Annotated in this window: 23 protein-coding genes; 15 read left to right on the top strand and 8 right to left on the bottom strand. The window is 56.8% G+C overall.

The features are described 5' to 3' along the window. Positions 1 to 199 precede the first annotated feature (199 nt). The 8 genes from potF (at position 200) to B3X29_RS04645 (ending at position 8,361) form a co-directional block, all read left to right on the top strand. On the top strand, positions 200 to 1,312 hold the full coding sequence (gene potF / locus B3X29_RS04680; protein WP_103178859.1) for a spermidine/putrescine ABC transporter substrate-binding protein PotF: 1,113 nt from the start codon (positions 200 to 202) through the stop codon (positions 1,310 to 1,312). A gap of 96 nt (positions 1,313 to 1,408) precedes the next feature. Continuing rightward, complete coding sequence (gene potG / locus B3X29_RS04675) at positions 1,409 to 2,542, top strand: putrescine ABC transporter ATP-binding subunit PotG (protein WP_103178860.1); 1,134 nt, start codon at positions 1,409 to 1,411, stop codon at positions 2,540 to 2,542. A 9-nt stretch (positions 2,543 to 2,551) separates the two neighbouring features. Continuing rightward, the gene (potH, locus tag B3X29_RS04670) at positions 2,552 to 3,502 is read left to right on the top strand and encodes a putrescine ABC transporter permease PotH (protein ID WP_103178861.1); all 951 of its coding nucleotides are present in this window, start codon (positions 2,552 to 2,554) and stop codon (positions 3,500 to 3,502) included. Continuing rightward, positions 3,499 to 4,344, top strand: a complete 846-nt coding sequence (potI, locus tag B3X29_RS04665; protein WP_103178862.1) for a putrescine ABC transporter permease PotI — start codon at positions 3,499 to 3,501, stop codon at positions 4,342 to 4,344. The genes potH and potI overlap by 4 nt, the downstream gene beginning before the upstream one ends. A 59-nt stretch (positions 4,345 to 4,403) precedes the next feature. Then, positions 4,404 to 4,892, top strand: a complete 489-nt coding sequence (locus B3X29_RS04660; protein WP_103178863.1) for a YbjO family protein — start codon at positions 4,404 to 4,406, stop codon at positions 4,890 to 4,892. Positions 4,893 to 4,932: 40 nt separating this feature from the next. After that, positions 4,933 to 6,060: a 23S rRNA (uracil(747)-C(5))-methyltransferase RlmC gene (rlmC, locus tag B3X29_RS04655; protein ID WP_156654179.1), complete on the top strand. Its 1,128-nt coding sequence runs from the start codon at positions 4,933 to 4,935 to the stop codon at positions 6,058 to 6,060. A 157-nt stretch (positions 6,061 to 6,217) separates the two neighbouring features. Beyond that, positions 6,218 to 6,910, top strand: coding sequence for a response regulator transcription factor (locus tag B3X29_RS04650; RefSeq protein ID WP_103178865.1), 693 nt, complete (start codon positions 6,218 to 6,220; stop codon positions 6,908 to 6,910). Beyond that, positions 6,907 to 8,361: a sensor histidine kinase gene (locus B3X29_RS04645; RefSeq protein WP_159339229.1), complete on the top strand. Its 1,455-nt coding sequence runs from the start codon at positions 6,907 to 6,909 to the stop codon at positions 8,359 to 8,361. Before B3X29_RS04650 ends, B3X29_RS04645 begins: the two co-directional genes overlap by 4 nt. Positions 8,362 to 8,508: 147 nt before the next feature. Here B3X29_RS04645 and artJ read toward each other — a convergent pair whose 3' ends face one another. The 6 genes from artJ to B3X29_RS04615 form a co-directional block, all read right to left on the bottom strand. Continuing rightward, on the bottom strand, positions 8,509 to 9,240 hold the full coding sequence (gene artJ / locus B3X29_RS04640) for an arginine ABC transporter substrate-binding protein ArtJ (protein ID WP_103823610.1): 732 nt from the start codon (positions 9,238 to 9,240) through the stop codon (positions 8,509 to 8,511). Between the two features lie 173 nt (positions 9,241 to 9,413). Next, positions 9,414 to 10,082, bottom strand: coding sequence for an arginine ABC transporter permease ArtM (gene artM / locus B3X29_RS04635; protein ID WP_039029540.1), 669 nt, complete (start codon positions 10,080 to 10,082; stop codon positions 9,414 to 9,416). Then, the gene (gene artQ / locus B3X29_RS04630) at positions 10,082 to 10,798 is read right to left on the bottom strand and encodes an arginine ABC transporter permease ArtQ (RefSeq protein ID WP_156654181.1); all 717 of its coding nucleotides are present in this window, start codon (positions 10,796 to 10,798) and stop codon (positions 10,082 to 10,084) included. The genes artM and artQ overlap by 1 nt, the downstream gene beginning before the upstream one ends. 6 nt (positions 10,799 to 10,804) lie before the next feature. Beyond that, positions 10,805 to 11,536, bottom strand: coding sequence for an arginine ABC transporter substrate-binding protein ArtI (artI, locus tag B3X29_RS04625; RefSeq protein ID WP_103178869.1), 732 nt, complete (start codon positions 11,534 to 11,536; stop codon positions 10,805 to 10,807). Positions 11,537 to 11,555: 19 nt separating this feature from the next. Beyond that, on the bottom strand, positions 11,556 to 12,284 hold the full coding sequence (gene artP, locus B3X29_RS04620; protein WP_039029538.1) for an arginine ABC transporter ATP-binding protein ArtP: 729 nt from the start codon (positions 12,282 to 12,284) through the stop codon (positions 11,556 to 11,558). A gap of 237 nt (positions 12,285 to 12,521) precedes the next feature. After that, complete coding sequence (locus tag B3X29_RS04615) at positions 12,522 to 13,040, bottom strand: lipoprotein (protein WP_159339228.1); 519 nt, start codon at positions 13,038 to 13,040, stop codon at positions 12,522 to 12,524. Positions 13,041 to 13,155: 115 nt separating this feature from the next. Between B3X29_RS04615 and B3X29_RS04610 the strand changes: the two genes are divergently transcribed. The 3 genes from B3X29_RS04610 to B3X29_RS04600 all read left to right on the top strand — a co-directional run bounded on the left by B3X29_RS04610 (position 13,156) and on the right by B3X29_RS04600 (position 15,183). Next, positions 13,156 to 13,479 carry a heavy metal-binding domain-containing protein gene (locus B3X29_RS04610; RefSeq protein WP_103178871.1) on the top strand — a complete coding sequence of 108 codons (324 nt, stop codon included), beginning with the start codon at positions 13,156 to 13,158 and terminating at the stop codon, positions 13,477 to 13,479. Further along, the gene (locus B3X29_RS04605) at positions 13,476 to 14,306 is read left to right on the top strand and encodes an N-acetylmuramoyl-L-alanine amidase (RefSeq protein ID WP_159339227.1); all 831 of its coding nucleotides are present in this window, start codon (positions 13,476 to 13,478) and stop codon (positions 14,304 to 14,306) included. Before B3X29_RS04610 ends, B3X29_RS04605 begins: the two co-directional genes overlap by 4 nt. A 253-nt stretch (positions 14,307 to 14,559) precedes the next feature. Continuing rightward, positions 14,560 to 15,183: a helix-turn-helix domain-containing protein gene (locus B3X29_RS04600; RefSeq protein ID WP_103178873.1), complete on the top strand. Its 624-nt coding sequence runs from the start codon at positions 14,560 to 14,562 to the stop codon at positions 15,181 to 15,183. Here B3X29_RS04600 and B3X29_RS04595 read toward each other — a convergent pair. Together B3X29_RS04595 and B3X29_RS04590 are read right to left on the bottom strand one after the other, a co-directional pair. After that, the gene (locus B3X29_RS04595; protein WP_197431837.1) at positions 15,177 to 15,830 is read right to left on the bottom strand and encodes a hypothetical protein; all 654 of its coding nucleotides are present in this window, start codon (positions 15,828 to 15,830) and stop codon (positions 15,177 to 15,179) included. The genes B3X29_RS04600 and B3X29_RS04595 overlap by 7 nt on opposite strands. Beyond that, a complete protein-coding gene (locus B3X29_RS04590; protein ID WP_156654184.1) occupies positions 15,830 to 17,407 on the bottom strand; it encodes an ExeA family protein in 1,578 nt (525 codons plus the stop codon). Before B3X29_RS04590 ends, B3X29_RS04595 begins: the two co-directional genes overlap by 1 nt. A 304-nt stretch (positions 17,408 to 17,711) precedes the next feature. On the opposite strand from B3X29_RS04590, the gene gspC reads away from it, so the two are divergent. The 4 genes from gspC to gspF are packed head-to-tail and all read left to right on the top strand — an operon-like array spanning position 17,712 to position 23,065. After that, positions 17,712 to 18,443 (top strand): type II secretion system protein GspC, encoded by a 732-nt coding sequence (gene gspC, locus B3X29_RS04585; RefSeq protein ID WP_103181054.1) that lies wholly within the window; start codon positions 17,712 to 17,714, stop codon positions 18,441 to 18,443. A 13-nt stretch (positions 18,444 to 18,456) separates the two neighbouring features. Next, positions 18,457 to 20,367 (top strand): type II secretion system secretin GspD, encoded by a 1,911-nt coding sequence (gene gspD, locus B3X29_RS04580; RefSeq protein WP_156654185.1) that lies wholly within the window; start codon positions 18,457 to 18,459, stop codon positions 20,365 to 20,367. An 11-nt stretch (positions 20,368 to 20,378) separates the two neighbouring features. Then, positions 20,379 to 21,857, top strand: a complete 1,479-nt coding sequence (gene gspE, locus B3X29_RS04575) for a type II secretion system ATPase GspE (RefSeq protein WP_159339226.1) — start codon at positions 20,379 to 20,381, stop codon at positions 21,855 to 21,857. Further along, entirely contained in the window at positions 21,857 to 23,065 is a 1,209-nt protein-coding gene (gene gspF, locus B3X29_RS04570) for a type II secretion system inner membrane protein GspF (protein WP_103178877.1), read from the top strand. The genes gspE and gspF overlap by 1 nt, the downstream gene beginning before the upstream one ends. Position 23,066 lies beyond the last annotated feature (1 nt).

Here is a 23,066-nt window from a genome sequence, read left to right as displayed (position 1 = left end):
GGCGTTTTTTAATCTGAGCTATAGCTACGGAGACAAGCTACAGTTTATTCTTGCGATGCTGTTAAACGCGAGCAGATACAGCCACCTGAGTAACATCTTCTGCTACAGGCGGAGTGATAAATTATGCACGTTTCTTGCATAGGCTAAGAGTGTTCATTTTTAGTGCGTTTGTTAACGTGCTTTCAGAAGGATTAACGCTATGATCGCTTTAAATAAAAAATGGTTATCGGGTCTGGTTGCGGGCGCGCTGATGGCGGTCTCTGCAGGCTCGCTGGCGGCAGAGCAAAAAACGCTGCATATCTACAACTGGTCTGATTATATCGCTCCGGATACGGTGGCGAATTTTGAAAAAGAGACCGGGATTAAAGTCGTCTATGACGTCTTCGATTCTAACGAAGTGCTGGAAGGCAAACTGATGGCGGGCAGCACCGGCTTTGACCTGGTCGTACCGTCAGCCAGCTTCCTGGAACGTCAGCTCTCTGCGGGCGTGTTCCAGCCGCTGGATAAAAGCAAACTGCCGGACTGGAAAAATCTCGACCCCGAACTGCTGAAGCTTATCGCCAAACACGATCCGGACAATAAATACGCCATGCCGTACATGTGGGCCACCACCGGCATTGGCTATAACGTCGAGAAAGTGAAACAGGTGCTGGGTGCCGATGCGCCGGTAAACAGCTGGGACCTGGTGCTGAAGCCAGAGAACCTCGAGAAGCTGAAAAGCTGCGGCGTGTCGTTCCTTGATGCGCCTGAAGAGATTTTTGCCACCGTCCTGAACTATCTCGGCAAAGATCCCAACAGCACCAAAGCGGATGACTACACCGGTCCGGCCACCGACCTGCTGCTGAAGCTGCGTCCAAATATCCGTTACTTCCACTCCTCCCAGTACATCAACGATCTGGCAAACGGCGATATCTGCGTAGCCATCGGCTGGGCAGGGGACGTGTGGCAGGCGGCGAACCGCGCGAAAGAGGCGAAAAACGGCGTGAATATCGCCTATTCAATCCCGAAAGAGGGGGCAATGGCCTTCTTTGACGTCTTCGCGATGCCAGCCGATGCAAAAAACAAAGAGGAAGCCTATCAGTTCCTGAACTATCTGCTGCGTCCGGAAGTTATCGCCCACATCTCTGACCACGTCTTCTATGCCAACGGCAACAAAGAGGCCACGAAGCTTGTCAGCGCTGAAGTGCGTGATAACCCGGGGATCTACCCGCCGGCAGAGGTGCGCGCCAAGATGTTTACCCTGAGCGTGCAGGAGCCGAAAATTGACCGCGTCCGTACCCGGGCGTGGACGAAAGTGAAAAGCGGTAAATAACCGTTCGTCGTAGGCCGGGCAAGCGTAGCGCCCCCGGCAACAGGCGCACCGTTCTGGTGCGCCTGCACCATTTTGATTGATGCCGGAGAGCACCCCGTGAACGACGCGATCCCCCGCCCGCAGGCGAAAACCCGTAAAGCGCTGACCCCGCTGCTGGAAATCCGTAACCTGACCAAATCTTTTGATGGTCAGAATGCCGTGGATGATGTCAGCCTGACTATCTACAAAGGTGAAATTTTTGCTCTGCTTGGCGCATCTGGCTGCGGGAAATCGACCTTGCTGCGCATGCTCGCCGGGTTTGAACAGCCCAGCGCCGGGCAGATTATGCTGGATGGCGTCGACCTCTCCCGGGTGCCGCCCTATCAGCGCCCGATCAATATGATGTTCCAGTCTTATGCCCTCTTTCCGCACATGACCGTGGAGCAGAACATCGCCTTTGGCCTGAAGCAGGACAAACTGCCAAAAGCGGAAATCACCGCCCGCGTGGCCGAAATGCTGAGCCTGGTGCACATGCAGGAGTTTGCGAAGCGCAAGCCGCACCAGCTCTCCGGCGGCCAGCGTCAGCGCGTGGCCCTGGCCCGTAGCCTGGCGAAGCGGCCAAAGCTGCTGCTGCTCGATGAGCCGATGGGGGCGCTGGATAAAAAGCTGCGCGACCGTATGCAGCTGGAAGTGGTGGATATTCTCGAGCGCGTGGGCGTGACCTGCGTGATGGTCACCCACGACCAGGAAGAGGCGATGACCATGGCCGGGCGTATCGCCATCATGAACCGCGGCAAATTCGTGCAGATTGGCGAGCCGGAAGAGATTTACGAGCACCCGACCACCCGCTACAGCGCCGAATTTATCGGCTCCATGAACGTATTTGAAGGGCTGCTGAAAAGCCGCGAAGAGGACGGGCTGGTGATTGACTCACCGGGGCTGATCCATCCCCTGAAAGTGGCGGCGGACAACTCGGTAGTGGATAACGTGCCGGTCTACGTGGCCCTGCGCCCGGAAAAAATCACCCTCTGCGAAGAGGCGCCCGCGGATGGCTACAACTTTGCCGTGGGGGAGGTGGTGCATATCGCCTACCTCGGCGATCTCTCCATCTACCATGTCCGCCTGAAGAGCGGGCAGATGATCAGTGCGCAATTGCAGAACACCTTCCGCTACCGCAAGGGGTTGCCAACCTGGGGTGACGAAGTGCGTCTGTGCTGGGAAGCCGATAGCTGCGTTGTGCTGACGGTATAAGGAAGGGCGATGAACAAACCTGAACCTGCGACCCGCGTAGCGGCGGGCATTGATACCAGCTGGCTGACCCGTATGCAGATGGCCCACGGGCGTAAGCTGGTGATTGCGCTGCCCTATCTGTGGCTGATCCTGCTGTTTCTGCTGCCGTTTCTGATTGTGTTCAAAATCAGCCTGGCGGAGATGGCGCGGGCGATCCCACCCTACAGCGATCTGCTGGAGTGGGGGGACAGTCAGCTGTCGATCATGCTTAACCTGGGCAACTTCCTGCAGCTGACCGAGGATCCACTCTATTTTGAGGCCTATCTGCAGTCGTTGCAGGTCGCGGCTATCTCGACGATCTGCTGTCTGCTGCTGGCCTATCCGCTGGCGTGGGCGGTGGCGCACAGCAAGCCCTCAACGCGTAATATTCTGCTGCTGCTGGTGATTTTACCCTCGTGGACCTCGTTTCTGATCCGCGTTTATGCCTGGATGGGGATCCTGAAAAACAACGGCGTGCTGAATAACGTTCTGCTCTGGCTCGGGGTTATCGACCAGCCGCTGACCATTCTGCACACCAATCTGGCGGTCTATATCGGCATTGTCTACGCCTATCTGCCGTTTATGGTGCTGCCTATCTACACCGCCCTGACGCGCATCGACTACTCGCTGGTGGAGGCGGCGCTGGATCTCGGTGCCCGTCCGATGAAAACCTTCTTCAGCGTGATAGTGCCGCTGACCAAAGGTGGGATTATCGCCGGGTCGATGCTGGTGTTTATCCCGGCGGTGGGGGAGTTTGTGATCCCGGAACTGCTCGGCGGCCCGGACAGCATCATGATTGGCCGCGTGCTCTGGCAGGAGTTCTTTAATAACCGCGACTGGCCGGTGGCCTCGGCGGTGGCGATCGTGATGTTGCTGCTGTTGATCGTGCCGATCATGTGGTTCCACAAGTACCAGCAGAAACAGATGGGAGATCACGGATGAACAATTTACCGGTAGTGCGCTCTCCGTGGCGGATCCTGATCCTGGTCCTCGGCTTTACCTTCCTCTATGCGCCGATGCTGATGCTGGTGATCTACTCCTTTAACAGCTCGAAGCTGGTGACGGTGTGGGCGGGCTGGTCAACGCGCTGGTACGGCGAGCTGTTCCGCGACGAGGCGATGATGAGCGCCGTGGGCCTGAGCCTGACCATTGCCGCCTGCGCGGCGACGATGGCGGCCATTCTGGGCACGATTGCCGCGGTGGTGATGGTGCGCTTTGGTCGTTTTCGCGGGGCCAACGGCTTCGCCTTTATGATCACTGCCCCGCTGGTGATGCCCGATGTCATCACCGGCCTGTCGCTGCTGCTGCTGTTTGTCGCCATGGGGCATGCCATCGGCTGGCCATCGGATCGCGGCATGCTCACCATCTGGCTGGCCCACGTCACCTTCTGTACCGCCTATGTGGCGGTGGTCATCTCCTCGCGCCTGCGCGAGCTGGACCACTCCATTGAAGAGGCGGCGATGGATCTCGGGGCGACGCCGCTGAAGGTTTTCTTCATCATCACCCTGCCGATGATCATGCCGGCAGTGATCTCCGGCTGGCTGCTGGCCTTTACCCTGTCGCTGGACGACCTGGTGATCGCCAGCTTTGTCTCCGGGCCGGGGGCCACCACGCTGCCGATGCTGGTCTTCTCCAGCGTGCGCATGGGGGTCAACCCGGAGATCAACGCCCTGGCGACGCTGATTCTCGGCGTGGTTGGCATCATCGGGCTGATTGCCTGGTATCTGATGGCGCGGTCTGAAAAACAGCGTCAGCGCGATATCCAGCGTGCAAGACGCGGCTGAAGCTCCTAAAATCTGCAAAGAAGCGAAATTAAGATGCCGCGTTATCGCGGCATCGTTTCATGGAAGACATCACGTTGGGATTTTTCACGAAAACAAGCCGTTCGCATGCCCGTCTGAACGTTCCTGCACTGGTGCAGGTGGCGGCGCTCGCCATTATCATGATCCGCTGCCTCGATGTGTTTATGATTTTCAATACGCTGGGGATGCGCGGGCTGAGCGAATTTGTTCACCGCAGCGTACAGACCTGGAGCCTGACGCTGGTCTTTTTCGCCAGCCTGATGCTGGTCTTTATCGAAATTTACTGCGCCTTTTCGCTGGTGAAAGGGCGTAACTGGGCGCGGATTATCTACCTGCTGACCCAGATCACCGCCACCGGCTATCTGTGGTCCGCCTCGCTGGGTTACGGCTATCCCGAGCTGTTCAGCATCCCTGGCGAGTCAAAGCGCGAGATTTTCCACACTCTGGTGATGCAAAAACTGCCCGACATCCTGGTGCTCGGCCTGCTGTTTGTGCCTGCGGCCAGCCGACGGTTTTTCCGTCTGCAATAACGTGTATAATCGCTGCCCCCAGACGTATTAAGGTTTCGTTATGCAGTGCGCACTCTATGATGCCGGTCGCTGTCGCTCCTGTCAGTGGATAGCGCAGCCGGTCTCTTCACAACTTTCCGCCAAAATGACCGATTTGCAGACGCTGCTCTCTGGCCTGCCGGTGGCGGAGTGGTGCGCGCCGGTCAGCGGGCCGGAACAGGCGTTTCGCAATAAAGCCAAAATGGTAGTCAGCGGCAGCGTCGAAAAACCGCTGCTCGGCATGCTGCACCGCGACGGCACCCCTGTCGATCTGACCGACTGCCCGCTCTATCCGGCCTCGTTCGCGCCGGTCTTTGCCGCCCTGAAACCCTTTATTGCCCGCGCGGGCCTGACGCCCTACAACGTGGAACGCAAGCGCGGCGAGTTAAAGTACATTCTGCTCACCGAAAGCCAGCTTGATGGCGGGATGATGCTGCGCTTTGTGCTGCGCTCAGAGGCCAAGCTACCCCAGCTGCGCGCGGCGCTGCCGTGGCTACAGGAACAGCTGCCGCAGCTGAAGGTGATTACCGCCAATATTCAGCCGGTGCATATGGCGATCATGGAAGGGGAAGAGGAGATCTTCCTCACCGACGCTCAGGCGCTGGCAGAGCGTTTTAACGACGTGCCGCTGTGGATCCGCCCGAAGAGCTTCTTCCAGACCAACCCGACCGTGGCAAGCGAGCTGTACGCCACCGCACGCGACTGGGTGCGTGGTCTGCCGGTTAACCATATGTGGGATCTCTTCTGCGGCGTCGGCGGCTTTGGCCTGCACTGCGCCACCCCGCAGATGCAGCTGACCGGGATTGAGATCTCCGCCGAGGCGATCGCCTGTGCCACTCAGTCCGCCGCGGAGCTGGGGCTGACGAATCTGCACTTCCAGGCGCTCGATTCGACGCAGTTTGCCACCGGCCAGGGCAACGTGCCGGAGCTGGTGCTGGTAAACCCGCCGCGCCGCGGTATCGGTAGGGCGCTGTGTGACTACCTGAGCCAGATGGCGCCAGAGTTTATTATCTACTCCAGCTGCAACGCCCAGACGATGGCGAAAGACATTCGCGACCTGCCCGGTTACCGGATTGCGCGGGTGCAGCTGTTCGATATGTTCCCGCACACTGCGCACTATGAAGTGCTGACGCTATTAGTTAAATCCTGAGACCTTGCCCGGCGGCGCTACGCTTGCACGGGCCTACGGTTTCCCAGGCCGGGTAAGGCGTAGCCGCCACCCGGCGACAATCTTAAACAAAATGTGAACGTTTCCCTCCCCGGAAATCGGGTAAGCTTTAGCAGTTAAGATTCAATAAGGCTGACCGATGAAGCACATCCTGCTGGTGGAGGATGACGGCGATATCGCCGCATTACTGCGCCTCAATTTAGAAGACGAAGGTTACGTGATTACCCATGAAGCGGACGGGGGCAGGGCGCAGCAGCTGCTCGGGCAACCTCACTGGGACGCGGTGATCCTCGATCTGATGCTGCCCAACGTTGACGGGCTGACCCTCTGTAGAACGATCCGCGCCCGGGACCACTACCTGCCGGTGATTATCATCAGCGCCCGCAGCAGCGAAACCGAGCGTATTCTGGGCCTGGAAACCGGGGCCGATGACTATCTGGCTAAACCCTTCTCGGTGCAGGAGCTGGTGGCGCGCATCCGGGCGCTGTTCCGTCGTCAGCAGGCGATGGGGCAGCAAACGTCCGGGCTGATTAATGCCCACGGCCTGACCATCGACCCGCTGGCCCGCAGCGTGCTGCTGCGCGGCGAGGTGGTTGACCTGACGCCGCGCGAGTTCGACTTACTTTACTTTTTTGCCCGCCATCCAGGCGAGGTCTTCTCCCGGCTCGCCCTGCTCGAACAGGTGTGGGGATACCAGCACGAAGGGTACGAGCACACCGTCAACACCCATATCAATCGTCTGCGGGTAAAAATTGAGAAAGATGCCGCCGAGCCGGAGATCATACGCACCGTCTGGGGTAAAGGCTATCTGTTTGCGGAACGCCCGCTATGATCCGCCGTCTCACCCTGATCTTCATCCTCCTGCTGACAGGCTGTGCGGCGGTGGCCTGCGCGGTGCAGCTCTGGACCAGCATGCAGTATGGCAACGCCATGGTGCAGCGCCTCTCCGGCGGGCTGGCGCAGCACATTGCCCAGCGCGAAACCCTGCTGGATGCACACGGGCAGGTGGATCGCTCCCGTCTCAAGCCGCTGTTCGACAGGCTGATGACCTACAACCCCAGCGTGGAACTCTACATCCTCTCCCCGGACGGGCAGATCCTTGCCGATGCCGCGCCGCCGGGGCATATCAAACGCCAGCGCCTCGCCGTTGCGCCGGTACAGCAGTTCCTGAGCGGCGGGATGATGCCGGTCTACGGCGACGACCCGCGCAGCCTGACGGGAGAGAAGGTCTTTAGCGCCGTGCCGCTGCATCAGGACGGCGTGCTGCGCGGCTATCTCTACATCATTTTGCAGGGTGAAGAGCTGAATGCGCTGGCGGAACAGGCATGGCAGAAAACGCTCTGGAGCACGGTGCTCTGGTCGCTGCTGCTGGTGGCCCTTTTCGGCGCGCTGGCGGGCGGCCTGGTCTGGTACTGGGTGACCCGGCCGGTGAAGCAGTTAACCGACGAGGTGAGCGGCCTGGATCGCGAGAGTATGCACGTCATCAAGCAGCTTGCCACCCAGCCCATACAGACCGCGCCCTCTGATGAAGTGGCCCTGCTGCGCAACACCTTTATCGAACTGGCGCAGCAGATTGCCAGCCAGTGGGATCAGCTGGCCGACAGCGACCGGCAGCGCCGGGAGTTTATCGCCAATATCTCCCACGATCTGCGTACCCCGCTGACCGCGCTGCTGGGCTATCTGGAAACTTTGTCGCTGAAATCGGGTACGCTATCCGCAGAGGAGACGCAGCACTATCTCGCCATTGCCCTGCGTCAGGGGCATAAAGTGCGCCATCTGTCGCAGCAGCTGTTTGAGCTGGCGCGCCTTGAGCACGGCAGCATCAAGCCCCAGCGCGAGCGCTTTGCTATCGGGGAGCTCATCTCCGACGTGGCGCAAAAGTTTGACCTGGCGGTAGAGACGCGCAAGCTGCGGCTGCATATCGACGTGCCGCGCCAGCTGCCGATGATCAACGCCGATCTGTCGATGATCGAGCGGGTGGTCACCAATCTGCTGGATAACGCCATCCGGCATACGCCGCCGGGCGGTGAGATCGGGCTGAAAGTGTGGCTGGAGGGCGAGCAATTGCAGGTGGAAGTCAACGACAGCGGACCGGGGGTGGATGAACACCTGCGCGCCGATCTCTTTATGCGGCCTTCAGCGCTGAGCCAGCAGGCGTCGCGGGATAATCGCGGCGGGCTGGGGCTGTTGATCGTCAAAAGAATGCTGGAACTGCACGGCGGGGGGATCAGGCTGGTGGAGGCGGCGAAAGGGGCGCGTTTTCGCTTCTATGTGCCGTTATAAAAACGCCGGGTGGCGGCTTCGCCTGACCCGGCCTACAAAACCACAAACCGCACCATCCGTAGGCCCGGTAAGGCGTAGCCGCCACCGGGCATCAGACAGCACCATTCGCAGGCCGGGTAAGCATTAGCGCCACCCGGCAAAACAGGCTTACTGCGGGAACCACTGGTCGCTGATTTTCTGATACGTGCCGTCGGCTTTAATCGCTTTCAGGGCACCGTTCAGTTTCTCTACCAGGGCTTTGTTATCCGGACGAACTGCGATGCCCAGGCCGGTGCCGAAGTACTGCGGATCGGTCACTTTATCGGTGGCGGTACCCAGCTGCGGGTTGGTCTTCAGCCACTCGTTCACCACCGCGGTATCGCCAAACACGCCATCAATACGGCCATTTTTCAGGTCGATAATCGCATTCTGGTAGCTGTCATAGGCGACGGTTTTCACTTCCGGGTGCTTATCCTGGAGGTATTTCTGGTGCGTGGTGCCGTTTTCCATGCCGATGCGCTTGCCTTTCAGCTGCTCAAAGGAGGTGTACTGGCCTTTTTTGGCAATCACCACCGCGGAGTTAGCATAGTACGGCTCGGTGAAGGCGACCTGCTTGCTACGTTCCGGCGTGATATCCATGCCGGAGATCACCGCGTCATATTTTTTAAATTTCAGGGACGGGATCAGGCTGTCAAAGGCGTGGTTAGTAAAGGTGCACTCGGCCTGCATCTGCTTGCACAGCGCTTTCGCCAGGTCGATATCAAACCCGACAATCTGGTTGCTGGCATCCAGTGATTCGAACGGTGGATAGGTCGCAGAAACACCGAAGTTGATTTTATCGGCAGCAGAGGCGCCTGCGGCGAAGGTAGCGAGTAAAGCGGCCAGAACTAACTTTTTCATGATGAAGCTCCCGTCTGTCAATCTTGTCATTATGTGCCGTGTCTGCGGCTGGGAGTTACATTGCCACTTAATGAATTTGTATGCAATAAAAATGATTAAATATTAATTGGGAAATAAAAAAGACGGGAAGGTTTAAGGGCTTACCGTCTTTCTTAAATCAAACATATGCAGTTTTAATTGCGGCGTTCGAAGGCGAGGGCTCTGCGTTCAACCAGACGCATCAGCAGCGTCAGCAGGCCGTTGACGATGAGGTAGATAATACCTGCGGCGCCAAACACCATCACATCGTAGGTCCGACCGTACAGCAGCTGTCCGTGGCCCATCACCTCCATCAGGGTGATGGTGTAGGCCAGCGACGTACTCTTGAACACCAGCACCACTTCGTTGGAATATGACGAGAGGGCGCGTTTAAAGGCGTAGGGCAGGAGGATCGCCAGCGTATCTTTCTTGCTCATCCCCAGCGCGCCGCAGGACTGCCACTGGCCGTCCGGAATGGCGCGGATCGCACCGTAGAAGAGCTGCGTGGTATAGGCGGCACTGTTCAGCGAGAGGGCGAGCAGGGCGCAGAGCCACGGCTCCGAGAGCAGATGCCACAGCACCGGATATTCCTGCAGCGTCGGGAACTGGCCCGGGCCGTAATAAATCAGGAAGATCTGCACCAGCAGCGGCGTGCCGGTAAACAGGGTGATATAGCCACGCACAATCCACACCAGCACCGGCGTTTTGAGCGTCAGGATGATGGTAAAAATCAGCGCCAGGATTAGCGCCACGATAATCGAGGCCACCGTCAGCGTCAGGCTGGTATGCAGCCCTTTCATCAGTTCGGGTAAATACTCAAGCATCAGCCTGGTCTCCGTTCAAAACGCGTCGCACGCAGATCAATACGCTTGAGAATGTACTGACTGAGCAACGTGATCACCAGGTAGATGGCCGCCGCCACGATGTACCAGGTAAAAGGCTCCTGAGTACGGGTGGCAATGCTTTTGGTCTGCAGCATCAGGTCGTTAACGCTGATTAAGCTCACCAGCGCGGTGTCTTTCAGCAGCACCAGCCACTGGTTGCCGAGCCCCGGCAGGGCATGACGCCACATCTGCGGCATCACCAGACGGAAGAAAATGGCGGTTTTCGACAGCCCCAGCGCCTGACCAGACTCCCACTGTCCCACCGGCACCGCTTTCAGCGCGCCGCGCAGGGTTTGCGAGGCATAGGCGGAGTAGAGCAGGGAAAGGGCAATCACACCGCACAGGAACGGGCTGACGTCAAAGTTTTCAATCTGCATCTGAATCGGGATCTGCACCACGCCCAGATTGAGCGTAAAGCCGTCCGACAACATCAGCAGCAGCTGCGAGGAGCCAAAGTAAATAAACAGCACCACCAGAATTTCCGGCAGGCCGCGCAGCAAGGTCACCAGTGCTGAGCCGGCCCAGGCGACAGGTCGCCACTTAGCCGACTCCCACACGGCAAAGATCATCGCCAGCACCAGGCCGATGATCAGCGCACAAACGGCAAGGCCGACGGTCATCCCGGCGGCGCTTGCTAATGGAAAAATTTCGTTCATCAGATCTTACTTCTGGAACCATTTGTTGTAGATGGAATCGTAGGTGCCATCTTTCTTCACTTTTTCCAGCGCAGTGTTGAATTTCTGCTGCAGCTCGGTGTTGCCCTGACGAACAGCAATGCCAAGACCGGTGCCGAAGTAGTCTTTATCCGTCACTTTATCGCCCACCGCGGCCAGCTTGTCGTTCGCTTTCAGCCATTCGGTCACCACCGCGTTATCACCAAAGACGGCGTCGATACGGCCATTCTGCAGATCCAGACGGGCGTTCTGGTAGCTGTCGTAAGGCACGGTGGTGATTTCCGGGTGCTTATCCATGATGAATTTCTGGTGGGTGGTGCCGTTCTGCACGCCCACTTTCTTGCCTTTCAGCGCGTCGATAGAGGCATATTTACCCTTCTGACCGATGAACAGGGCGGAGTTCTCATAGTATGGCGTACTGAACAGAACCTGCTTCTCACGTTCCGGGGTGATGTCCATACCGGCCATCACCGCGTCGATACGACGGAATTTCAGGCTTGGGATCAGGCTGTCGAAAGACTGGTTGGAGAAGGTACAGGTGGCGTCGATCTCTTTACACAGGGCGTTCGCCAGATCCACGTCAAAGCCCACAATCTTGTTATTCGCATCCATAGACTCAAACGGAGGGTAGGAGGCTTCCGTGGCAAAACGGATGGTCTGTGCTGCGGTGGCAGAGAGGCTAACGCTGGCAAGCAGCGCGGCAATCACTATTTTTTTCATTGTCGTTCTCTCGGTTCGATTAGTGAGACAGATAATTTCTGAATGCATCGGTCTGCGGCTCGGCAAAGCAGCGCGCATCCCCTTGCTCCACAATATGACCGTTTTCCATATAGACCACACGGCTGGCGGTTTTACGCGCTACTTCCACCTCGTGAGTCACGATCACCTGGGTAATGTTGGTCTCCGCCAGCTCGCGAATGATACTGACGATCTGGGCAGTGATTTCCGGGTCGAGCGCGGCGGTGGGTTCATCAAACAGGAGAACCTGCGGCTCCATCATCAGGGCGCGGGCAATGGCCACACGCTGCTGCTGGCCCCCGGAAAGGTGCAGCGGATAACGGTCGCTGTAGGGCTTCAGGCGCAGACGTTCCAGCAGCTTCTCGGCACGTGCCAGCGCCTGCTCTTTTGACAGGCCCAGCACGCGGCACGGCGCTTCAATCAGGTTCTGCTGCACGGTGAGGTGCGGCCAGAGATTATATTGCTGAAAGACCATGCCGACATTCTGGCGCAGATCGCGGATCGCTTTCTCAGAAGGGGCTTTCGCAAAATTGAAGTGGTTGCCCGCAATATCCAGCGTACCGGAGCGGGGCATTTCAAGCAGATTAAGGACGCGAAGCAGCGAGCTTTTACCCGCGCCGCTGGGACCAAGCAGAACCAGCGTTTCGCCCTCAGGGCAATTCAGGGTGATGTCGAACAGCGCCTGGTGTGCGCCGTAAAAGCAGTTAATGCCGTTTAGTTGAATACTCATCGGGGCAGTCTTTACTCATCCAGGCAATCTATAGCAATTGAGGCCGCAAATAGTACCGTTGACAGAATAGTTATGCAATATAACTGCGTTAAAAGTTAAATATAAACCGTATCCATACCTAAACATAGCACAAAATAGCGGAAGGGCAGGTCGACGAGAATAAATGTCGGCATTCCTCACGAAATGCCAGACATTTTACGGGGTTTTCCCCTGGTTAACGGTCTGAAACGCGCGCGTTTAGCGGTTTTCAATCGACTGGCGCAGGGTGCCAGCCGGGGCGTGGACAGTGCCGCCCAGGTAGCGAACGTCGTCGATAGCCCAGCACTGACCTTCCCGGATCATCAACACTTCATCCTGCCAGGTCTGGCTACCCTGCGTCAGCTTGACGCGCAGCGGAATATTTCGCGCATCGGTATTCGGGATGGTCGATGCGCTGGAGACTTCTGCTTTTTCAGGCGCGGTGGTGCGGCTGGAGAAAGGATAGTCTTTCAGCAGGTTACGGTGCTGCGGATCGCGGCTGGCATCACTCAGCAGCTGGGCCAGGCCGTCGCTCAGGTAGGGGCGCAGGGCGGTGAGGTCATTGCTGCGGTGCGTAATGCGGTAGTCATAGAACTGTTGAGCCACGGCATCCGGCCCGCCGGTGATGCAACTGCCGCTGCGGGTACCGATCTCCTTAAAGGCCGGGGTGACTGGCGTTGTGCAGGCGCTGAGCAGCAGCGCGCAAGGCACTAAAAGCGTCAAAGCAGAATAGCGCATGATGATTTCCTTATTAGGCTGCAATAATTAACTAACCTTTAAATCATAGCGTAACGAGCAGATAATGATTTTGTTCTTAACCGCTTAGGCCCTTAACCGCGCAAAGGAGATCAGGATGCAATTTTCAACCACCCCCACTCTGGAAGGACAACCCATCAGCGAATACTGCGGCGTGGTGACCGGGGAAGCCATACTCGGCGCCAACGTCTTCCGCGACTTTTTTGCCGGCATCCGCGATATCGTGGGTGGCCGCTCCGGCGCCTATGAGAAAGAGCTGCGTAAAGCCCGTGAAATTGCCTTCAGGGAGATGGGCGAGCAGGCGAAGGCGATGGGGGCTGACGCGGTAGTGGGGATCGATATCGACTACGAAACCGTCGGCAAAGATGCCAGCATGCTGATGGTTAGCGTCAGCGGTACGGCGGTGAAAACGCGCCGATGAAGCAGGCTTTTGCGCCCCTCCTGCTGGCGCTGCTGCTGGCAGGCTGTGCGGCAGAAAAAGGGATTGTCGAGAAAGGGACCTATGAGCTGGACACCCGGCGTCAGGCGCAGGCGGCCTATCCGCGCGTTAAGGTGCTGGTTATCCATTACACCGCCGACGATTTTGACAGCTCGCTGGCTACCCTGACCGATAAAAACGTCAGCTCCCACTATTTGATCCCGGCGATCCCGCCCCTGCATAAAGGAAAACCGCGGATCTGGCAGCTGGTGCCGGAGCGGGATCTGGCCTGGCATGCCGGCGTCAGCTTCTGGCGTGGCGCCACGCGTGTTAATGACACCTCTATTGGCATTGAGCTGGAAAACCGCGGCTGGCAAAAAATTAACGGCCAGAAACGCTTTGTTCCCTTCGAACCGGCGCAGATCGCTGCCCTGATCCCACTGGCGAAAGATATTATCCAGCGTTACGACATCAAACCCCAGAACGTGGTCGCCCACGCGGACATCGCCCCGCAGCGCAAGGACGATCCCGGTCCGTTGTTCCCCTGGCAGGCGCTGGCGCAGCAGGGGATAGGCGCCTGGCCGGATCCGGCCCGGGTGGCGTTTTATCTGAACGGGCAACCGCCTTATCAACCCGCAGACAGTGCCACACTCCTCAGTTTATTATCTCGCTACGGATATGATGTTCCAGATAATATTTCGCCCGCACAACAAAAGCGCATTATTATGGCTTTTCAGATGCATTTCAGACCGCAATTATGGAATGGTGTTTCTGATAGAGAAACAATTGCTATCGCCGAAGCGTTACTTGAAAAATATGGCCAGGGATAAGCCTCGACTATCACTATTGAGGTAGTTTTCTCTGTATCGACCTTAAGATTAATCTTAGGTTCATTTGTGATTCATTTTTAGTTAATTGACTTAAAATTACCCGAATATAATATGTACATATAGCTTGCTAACTATTAGGTAGAGCAAATATTATTTGATAGTCATTCTTAGCAAAATTATTTTGAATTATCTGTTGCGACGTTTCTGACGCAGTGGGCTGCTTTATCCATAAAAAAATTAAACAGGCATAATAATGTTAAACGTATACTGTAAAAATAATCGACCGAAAAAGGCGATTGACGCCCTTGTTGCCGCTACGGCGGATTATCCTGAAAAAACATTAAAAAAATGGCAGAAAATTATTACCGCCGATTCACAATATGTTCATGTGATGGTCAGCGGTGAAATCGAAATTCGTCGTAACTCTGACGAGTTAAGTATGTTTACCATGCGTCAGGCCGGATTTTTAGGCATCTCAGCCATCTATAACACCGCCTCCCGCATGTACGGTCTGGTACGCGATACCACCATCATTCGCACCATCAGACGTGATGAGTTCGAACGTCTTATTAGCGAGAAAAACCTTTGGCCAGAATTCAGCCAGTACTTGATCTGGTATATCGACATACTGAGCAAGCGCGATGATATTCTGGTAGCCCGCAGCGCTTATTCTATAGTCCGGGAATTCCTCCTCGAAATTAATGACCTGATTGTTCATCAGAATCGTGATATTAACGTATATGACTATATTCAGGAATACACCAGCCTGGCGCGCAGCACCATTATTAAAATTCTCTCAGACCTGAAAAAAGGTCATTACATTGTGGTTGAAAAAGGCAAATTAATAAATATCACCAGCCTGCCTGAACGCTACTGATAACCATTACGAATATCTCCATGGGTTAACGCCTGTGGAGATTTTTTTCGCATCGATGCATCTATTTTTTCTGTTTTTAACGCTGCCGTCTGATTTATCACCCGATTCGTCGTCTCAGAATCATATTGCGTCTCATCAACCGGCGCATCCGGTATCTTTCCCTGCAAATAATCTTGCTGCTGCTCTTTCAGCGCCTCCATAAACCGTTCTTTTAGTGAATCGGCATCTGTTTCTTGCCGGGCGGTATGCGTATCGGGCAACGGTTCACTGGAAATGTCATTGTCCGGAGCCTGCTGCCAGTCTAATGACTTATCCATCATCAACGGATCGTCTGACGGTAGCGGTGGTGCGGCATACTCCGCAGCTTTTGGTTTCGGTTCCGGGAACGGTTTTGAGACATAAACATAATGCATCTCCGAAAGCTGCGTATCCGGTTGCGCCACGCTCACCGGTTTGGGGATCGGCGCCGGATGTCGAAGATTCCAGTAGAGATGGGCGTACAGCCCGGCAATCAAAATGGCCCCCACGCAGCATAAGCAGGCCAAAGTTCGGAAGGCGATCCTATGCAACGCGGGAAGGCGGTAAGAGAACCAGACCGCCTCGCCGGTATTAAAGCTGCGCTGGGCAGCGAGGCATATAGTAGACATTAGTGCGTTTTTCCTTGCGCCAGAACATGCGGTGCGGTGTCAGCGACCGGGGAGAGAACCGTCGGAATAGTGTTATTGGCCCGCATTAGCTGCATCAGCGTCTCTTCCCCCGGCATACCGTCAACGTTCAGCCTTGCCTGGGCCTGAAATTCGCGGGTGCGCTGCACCAGCGTCTGCGTCCAGGTGTGAGCATGGGTTTCGGGTTCATGCAGCGCCTGGCTGAGTTGTGTATCAATCCAGGCCAGATCCTGGCGGCTGCTGGCGGCGCCGACCATATCTTGTCCTGCCGGGGTCAGACGGTGCAATAACGTGTAATTCCCGGTGGCGTGGGCGTTAAACCAGCTGCGCTTCACCTGCCAGGTGCGATTATTCAGCAGCAGATCCAGCGAGTTTGCCCCAACGCGGGCTACCACCGCATAGTTCAGGTGATCGCCGGTTTTCAGTTCACTCACCCACGGATAGCCCTCTTTTTCCAGCGCCTGCAGCGAGGCGTTGCCCTGTTTACAGATGAGATTCACCCGGGCGGCATTCTGGCAAAGCGCCTCGTCCGTTGAGGGATCGTACCCCCACATGGTGTAGAGCTGATGCATGGCGTCCGGCGCATTCACCACCTCTTTATCAAGGGTCGGCAGAACCGGCGCCTGCGGTGTGCGGACTGTCTGTTTCCAGCTTGCCGGAACAGGCAGCGGCACGGGGAGTTTCGCTGTGATGGCGCCCGAGAAATACCATCCGCAGGCGGCAAACAGCACGCTGGCGAACAGGCCGACCGTCGCCAGGGTTTTGCGATGGGTGTTGCGCGGCAGCACTTCACCCGCCGCCAGACGTAAATGGCGTGGCCCCACGCCGGGCGCCCGTTCGGTCCAGGCCGCCAGTAGCGACAGGTGCGCCAGCGCGTTCAGCTGGCTCACCGATCCTCTGGTCAGGGCGTGCATCCGGCGTATGCGGGCAGGGGTAAAGGGAGACGTTTCCGCCCCATGCTCCTGCGATTGCGCCTCAACATAGCGCATCACTTCGCGACAGGTGAGCGGGCGCAGGGTATGGCGGGTATGCACCCGGGACGCCAGCCCAGAGTGCTTCATCAGACGCGCATCCTGATCAGGGGTACCGGTCAGGACCAGCGTCAACGACAGATCGCACTCCTGCGCCCGGGAGAGCAGCATGCCCAGCGCCTCCCAGCCGTTATCGCGCATCGCCTGAACGGCGGAGAGGGTCACGACCATGCCACTCGTTTTGCTGGCTGGGTATTTTTCGTGCCACTGGCGCAGTACCGCGTCAACAGCCTGAATTTTGTTGCTGGCCTCTTTGGTCTGGGCGCTGAGTTTATACAGCAGCCCCTTCGCGCTCAGCTTTGGAAAAGCGTTAACGGCAACCCCGGCGGAGGCGTTCGCCAGTAGGTGTCCGGTGAAGGTGTTGAGCAGTGCCTCGTCATCGCCAAACAGCGCCACAATCCCGGGCACGGTTGATTTCTCTGCCAGCATGCCGAAGACATCCTGATGATAGGCCGCAAAGAAACTGCCGCAGGGGCTGGCTGCGCTCCTGAAGGGGGGGCGGGTAAATTTAAAATGGCTGAGGAACATAACGCTTCACCGATCTATTTCATTGACCAAATGTCACCCGGGAAAGTAAGGGATGCGCGGTAAAGGGTCAATTTTGCGTGAGGAGAAAAATAACCTGCGTCGACTGACTAACATCGGTTAATTATCTGGTCAATATTTTTCTGTATTAAAGTTAGTGGCAAACCCGATGGAGCGGGAGGCACATCATTATTACTATTTCAGAGTTTTCAGGTGCAGCGCCAGGCTGCTAACTTCTGCATTGACTAAAAGGTCACTATTAAAAATGAAAATGCAGCTCTATTCCCGGTTTATTGCGCCATGCGTAATGTTTGTTCTGCTGATATTTAGCGGCCAGCAGGGATATGTCGTATTTAAAGCGTATAAAAAGGCGGCCAATTCCGACCCGAATAAGGCACCCGCGCTTTCCCGCATGCGACAGTCAGAGCAGGACTTTGCCCTTTTCCAGCCAGCGGTTAACCAACCCGTGGCACAGCAGGCGGCAAAAAAGAGCATTTCTGCCGAGGTGGACGGCATCATCAACAGCGACGAAGCGTGGCTCTCCTTCGCCGTTATCAAAACGCCTGTCGGGCAGAAGAGTCTGCGTGAAGGCGACCCGCTGCCCGGTTACAACGATGCCTACATCGATGAAATTAATCCCGATAACGTGGTGGTGAGTTACGAGGGCGAGCGGCAGGTGCTGGCGTTAAAACGCCCTGACTATTTCAAAGGCGACATCAATTCTTCGCCCGCACTGAAGCCTAAAGGCGATGCCGGGGCGGATAATGTCCATCTTGACGATTATCTGGTGCTGAAACCCTATATCGAAAAAGGGCAGCTCGAAGGCTATCAAATCAAGCCCAAAAATGCCTCTTCCTTTTTTAGCGCGAGCGGGCTGGAAAAGGGGGATGTGGTAGTGAAAGTGAATTCCGTCGATATGACGCGAGCGGAGCAGGCAAAAAGTATTATTGCCAGCTGGTCGAAAATGAGAGAAGCGGAAGTCGTAGTCAGACGCCACGCTCACCTTGAAAATATTCGGGTTAATGTATTAACCAATTAACAAGTGTAATGAGATGAAGAAATTTCCCTGGGCATGTCTCGCGCTGACTGCCGCCTCTTTTATTTCCAGTTCGGTGATGGCGGCGAACTTCAGCGCCAGTTTTAAGAACACCGATATTCGAGAATTTATCGATACGGTAGGGCGCAACCTTAATAAAACCATTCTGGTCGATCCCTCCGTGCAGGGCAACGTATCGGTTAAGACCTATAACGTGCTGACGGAAGAGGAATACTATCAGTTCTTCCTGAGCGTGCTGGATCTGTACGGTCTGTCGGTGATCCCGATGGATAACGGCATGGTGAAAGTGGTGCGTTCCACGGTGGCGCGTACCGCGGGCGTGCCGCTGGCGGACAGTCAGCATCCCGGCAAAGGCGATGAGATTATCACTCGCGTGGTGCGGATGGAAAATGTGCCGGTGCGTGAGCTGGCGCCGCTGCTGCGCCAGCTGAACGATGCCTCCGGCATTGGTAACGTGGTCCACTTTGAACCCTCTAACGTGCTGCTGCTGACCGGTAAAGCCTCGGTGGTGAACCGGCTGGTGGATCTGGTCCAGCGGGTCGATCGCTCCGGCATGCAGCGTCGCGAAATCGTACCGCTACGCTATGCCTCAGCCAAAGCGCTCTCCGATATGTTGAACAATCTCAACAACGAAGAGCAAAAAGGGCAGAACGCGCCGCAGCTGGCGACGAAAGTCGTTGCCGATGACGAGACCAACAGCCTGGTGATCAGCGGCTCGGAAGAGGCCCGCGCGCGCACCCGGTCGCTGGTAAGTGAGCTCGATCGGGAGCAGAACAACGAGGGCAATACCCGCGTTTTCTATCTGAAATATGCCAATGCCAGCAAAGTCGTGCCGGTGCTCACCGGCATTGGCGAACAGCTGAAAGACAAAGCGCCAGCGTCAAAAAGCAAAACGGCCTCCGCCAGCAGCGATCTGAATATCACTGCCGACGAGGCCACCAACTCACTGGTGATCACCGCCCAGCCTAACGTGATGAACTCGCTGGAAAAAGTGATCGACAAACTCGACATCCGCCGTCCGCAGGTGCTGGTAGAAGCGATCATTGCCGAAGTGCAGGACGGCAACGGCCTCGACCTTGGCGTGCAGTGGACCGGCAAACATGGCGGCGTGCAGTTTGGTGCCACCGGTCTGCCAATCAGCCAGATCAAGAACGGTACCATGAAAGGGACCAGCTTTACCGGTATGGCGACCGGCTTCTTTAACGGTGATTTTGGCGCGCTGATGACCGCCCTCTCTACTGACGGTAAAAACGACATTCTCTCAACCCCGAGTGTGGTCACCCTGGATAACAAAGAGGCGTCGTTCAACGTGGGTCAGGATGTGCCGGTCCTGTCCGGCTCGCAGACCACCAGCGGCGATAATGTTTTTAACTCGGTGGAGCGTAAGACGGTCGGTACCAAGCTGAAAATTATTCCGCAGATCAACGACGGTGACATCATCCACCTGAAGATTGAGCAGGAAGTTTCCAGCGTGGATGCCAGCGCGACGGAAGATGCCAGCCTCGGTCCAACCTTCAACACCCGTACCATCAATAACGAAGTGATGGTGCACAGCGGGCAGACGGTAGTGCTCGGCGGGTTAATGGAGAACGTCACCAAACAGAATGTCTCGAAAGTGCCGCTGCTGGGGGATCTTCCGCTGGTGGGACAGCTGTTCCGCTACACCTCCCAGGATACCTCGAAACGTAACCTGATGGTCTTTATCCATACCACCGTTCTGCGGGATGACGATAGCTACAGCGCCTCGTCGAAGGAAAAATATGACCAGATCCGCGCGCGCCAGCAGCAGCGCATGGAGGAGAAAAAGCTGGGCATTGTCTCTAACGATGACACAGCGGTGCTACCGGCCTATCCGTCTAAGGGCACTTCCGCCACTCCGGCCCCGCGCAATCCGTTTAAAGGGTAAGGGGGCGGGAGATGGATGAACTCACCAATGCCTTATGCACCAGCAGCTTTGCCAAGGATAACGGCGTCCTCTTTTATCAGGATCAGGTCTTTGTCCGCGATGACGCCCCGGCCTTTGCTCTGCTGGAGATGCGCCGGGTGCTGGCCCGTTCTTTTACGCCGGTTGTCCTGACGCCAGAGGCGTTTGACGAGATGCTGGCTAAAATCTGGCAGCAGAATAGCGGTGTCTCGCAGCAGCTGGTGGATGACATGGATGCCGATATCGATCTGATGGCGCTGACCGAGGAGATCCCGGATAACGAGGATCTGCTGGATAACGACGAAAACTCGCCGGTGATCCGCCTGATCAACGCCATTCTCGGCGAGGCGGTGAAAGATGGTGCCTCGGATATTCATATCGAAACCTTTGAGCGTACCCTGAGCATCCGCTTTCGCGTCGACGGCGTGCTGCGCCCGGTGCTGCAACCGGCGCGCAAGCTGGCGCCGCTGCTGGTGTCCCGTATCAAGGTGATGTCGAAGCTCGATATCGCCGAAAAACGCCTGCCGCAGGATGGGCGTATTTCGCTGCGTATCGGGCGTAAAGCCATCGACGTGCGTGTTTCCACCATCCCCTCGCAGTACGGCGAGCGGGTAGTGATGCGTCTGCTCGATAAAAGCAATCTCAAGCCGGACATTAACAAGCTGGGTCTAATCGACGAAGAGTTACAGCAGCTGAAGGGATTAATTGGCCGTCCGCATGGCATCATTCTGGTCACCGGCCCGACCGGTTCCGGGAAAAGTACCACCCTGTACGCCATTCTTTCGGCGCTGAACGGCCATGAACGCAACATCCTCACCGTTGAAGATCCCATCGAGTATGAGCTGGAAGGGGTGGGGCAAACCCAGGTTAACCCGCGCGTCGACATGACCTTTGCCCGCGGGCTGCGCGCCATTCTGCGCCAGGACCCGGACGTGGTGATGATCGGTGAAATCCGTGACGGCGAAACCGCGCAGATTGCGGTGCAGGCGTCTCTCACTGGTCACCTGGTGATGTCCACGCTGCACACCAACAGCGCGGCAGGGGCCATCACCCGCCTGCGCGACATGGGCCTGGAGTCATTTTTAATCGGATCATCGTTGCTGGGTGTCATTGCCCAGCGTCTGGTGCGTCGGCTGTGTGTACACTGCCGGACCACCAGTCCGCTGGACGCCAATGAAAAAGCGCTGTTCAGCTTTATGGCGACCCCGCCGAAGGCGATTTATCGCGCGGTGGGCTGCGAGCAGTGCCGTCAGAGCGGCTATCAGGGGCGAGCCGGGATCCATGAATTCCTGGTGGTGGACAGCGCGATGCGCCGGGCCATTCACGAAGATAAAGATGAAATGTCCATCGAGACCGAACTCTTCAAACAGGCCTACAGCCTGCGTGAAAACGGCCTGCTGAAGGTGATTTCCGGCGTCACCTCCCTGGAAGAGGTCATGCGCGTCACCGCCGAGCGCGGGGGAGATGAATAATGGCGTGGTATGCGTGGACAGCCACCAGTGCGGCGGGGAAAACCCAGCGCGGCATCCTGCAGGCCGAGGGGCCGAAGCAGGTTCGCCAGACGTTGCGTGAGCAAAAGCTGATGCCGGTGAGCATTACGCCGACCCGCGAACCTGCGACAACCGGTAGCGCGCAGAAGGGGATCAAACTCTCCACCCCGGTGCTGTCGATGTTCACCCGTCAGCTGTCAACTCTGGTGAACGCCGCGCTGCCGCTGGAGAGCGCCCTGAAGGCGATTGCAAAGCAGTCGGAAGATAAAAAGCTGGCGGCGATGGTGACCGGGATCCGCGACAAAGTGGTGGAAGGGCACACGCTGTTTGACGCCTTCAGCCAGTTTCCGCGCACCTTCGACAAACTCTACTGCACCCTGGTGATGGCCGGGGAAAAAACCGGCCATCTCGGGGACGTGCTGGAAAAACTGGCGGAGTACAACGAGCAGCGCCAGAAGATGAAAAGCAAGCTCACCCAGGCGATGGTTTACCCCATCACCCTGACGGTGGTGGCGGTGGCGGTGATCTGCATCCTGCTGGTGGCGGTGGTGCCGCAGGTGATTGAGCAGTTTACCCATATGAAACAGCAACTGCCGATCACCACCCGCACGCTGATCGCGGTGAGTGATTTCCTGCAGGCGTATGGCCTCTATATCGGCGGCGGGCTGGTCACGGCATTTATCGGCTTTAAAAGCTGGCTTAAAAACGCCCGGAACCGCTTTGTCTGGCACCGCTGGCTGGTTAACGCCTCGCCAATCAAAAAACTGGTCTGCGCCATCAACAGCGCGCGCTATATCCGCACCCTCAGTATTTTGCAGGCCAGCAGCGTGCCGCTGCTTGAGGGGATGTATATCGCCATGGACGGGATTGAAAATCTGCACGCCCGCCAGGTGCTGGAACAGGCGGCGGACACCGTGCGCCAGGGAGCCTCGTTATATGCCGCCCTGGAGCAGGCGAGATTATTCCCGCCCACCATGCTGTACATGATTGCCTCCGGCGAAGAGAGCGGCGAGCTGGGTAACCTGATGGATCGCGCGGCCGAAAACCAGGAATCAGCATTACAGCATCGCATCACTTTAACGCTGTCGGTATTTGAACCGGCGCTGGTGGTCTCTATGGCGACCATCGTTCTGTTTATTGTGATGTCAATATTACAACCGCTTCTGCAACTTAATAATATGGTAGGTTAAT

This window comes from Leclercia sp. UBA5076, from assembly GCF_002416465.1.
GTDB lineage: Bacteria > Pseudomonadota > Gammaproteobacteria > Enterobacterales > Enterobacteriaceae > Enterobacter.
Note: the sequence above shows the minus strand (reverse complement) of the source record. Positions and strands in the feature narration are given on the sequence as shown.

Coding starts and splice junctions, on each gene's coding strand:
- potF (WP_103178859.1), top strand. CDS start 200: ATGATCGCTTTAAATAAAAAATGGTTATCGGGTCTGGTTGCGGGCGCG.
- potH (WP_103178861.1), top strand. CDS start 2,552: ATGAACAAACCTGAACCTGCGACCCGCGTAGCGGCGGGCATTGATACC.
- potI (WP_103178862.1), top strand. CDS start 3,499: ATGAACAATTTACCGGTAGTGCGCTCTCCGTGGCGGATCCTGATCCTG.
- B3X29_RS04660 (WP_103178863.1), top strand. CDS start 4,404: ATGGAAGACATCACGTTGGGATTTTTCACGAAAACAAGCCGTTCGCAT.
- rlmC (WP_156654179.1), top strand. CDS start 4,933: ATGCAGTGCGCACTCTATGATGCCGGTCGCTGTCGCTCCTGTCAGTGG.
- B3X29_RS04650 (WP_103178865.1), top strand. CDS start 6,218: ATGAAGCACATCCTGCTGGTGGAGGATGACGGCGATATCGCCGCATTA.
- B3X29_RS04645 (WP_159339229.1), top strand. CDS start 6,907: ATGATCCGCCGTCTCACCCTGATCTTCATCCTCCTGCTGACAGGCTGT.
- artJ (WP_103823610.1), bottom strand. CDS start 9,240: ATGAAAAAGTTAGTTCTGGCCGCTTTACTCGCTACCTTCGCCGCAGGC.
- artM (WP_039029540.1), bottom strand. CDS start 10,082: ATGCTTGAGTATTTACCCGAACTGATGAAAGGGCTGCATACCAGCCTG.
- artQ (WP_156654181.1), bottom strand. CDS start 10,798: ATGAACGAAATTTTTCCATTAGCAAGCGCCGCCGGGATGACCGTCGGC.
- artI (WP_103178869.1), bottom strand. CDS start 11,536: ATGAAAAAAATAGTGATTGCCGCGCTGCTTGCCAGCGTTAGCCTCTCT.
- artP (WP_039029538.1), bottom strand. CDS start 12,284: ATGAGTATTCAACTAAACGGCATTAACTGCTTTTACGGCGCACACCAG.
- B3X29_RS04615 (WP_159339228.1), bottom strand. CDS start 13,040: ATGCGCTATTCTGCTTTGACGCTTTTAGTGCCTTGCGCGCTGCTGCTC.
- B3X29_RS04610 (WP_103178871.1), top strand. CDS start 13,156: ATGCAATTTTCAACCACCCCCACTCTGGAAGGACAACCCATCAGCGAA.
- B3X29_RS04605 (WP_159339227.1), top strand. CDS start 13,476: ATGAAGCAGGCTTTTGCGCCCCTCCTGCTGGCGCTGCTGCTGGCAGGC.
- B3X29_RS04600 (WP_103178873.1), top strand. CDS start 14,560: ATGTTAAACGTATACTGTAAAAATAATCGACCGAAAAAGGCGATTGAC.
- B3X29_RS04595 (WP_197431837.1), bottom strand. CDS start 15,830: ATGTCTACTATATGCCTCGCTGCCCAGCGCAGCTTTAATACCGGCGAG.
- B3X29_RS04590 (WP_156654184.1), bottom strand. CDS start 17,407: ATGTTCCTCAGCCATTTTAAATTTACCCGCCCCCCCTTCAGGAGCGCA.
- gspC (WP_103181054.1), top strand. CDS start 17,712: ATGTTTGTTCTGCTGATATTTAGCGGCCAGCAGGGATATGTCGTATTT.
- gspD (WP_156654185.1), top strand. CDS start 18,457: ATGAAGAAATTTCCCTGGGCATGTCTCGCGCTGACTGCCGCCTCTTTT.
- gspE (WP_159339226.1), top strand. CDS start 20,379: ATGGATGAACTCACCAATGCCTTATGCACCAGCAGCTTTGCCAAGGAT.
- gspF (WP_103178877.1), top strand. CDS start 21,857: ATGGCGTGGTATGCGTGGACAGCCACCAGTGCGGCGGGGAAAACCCAG.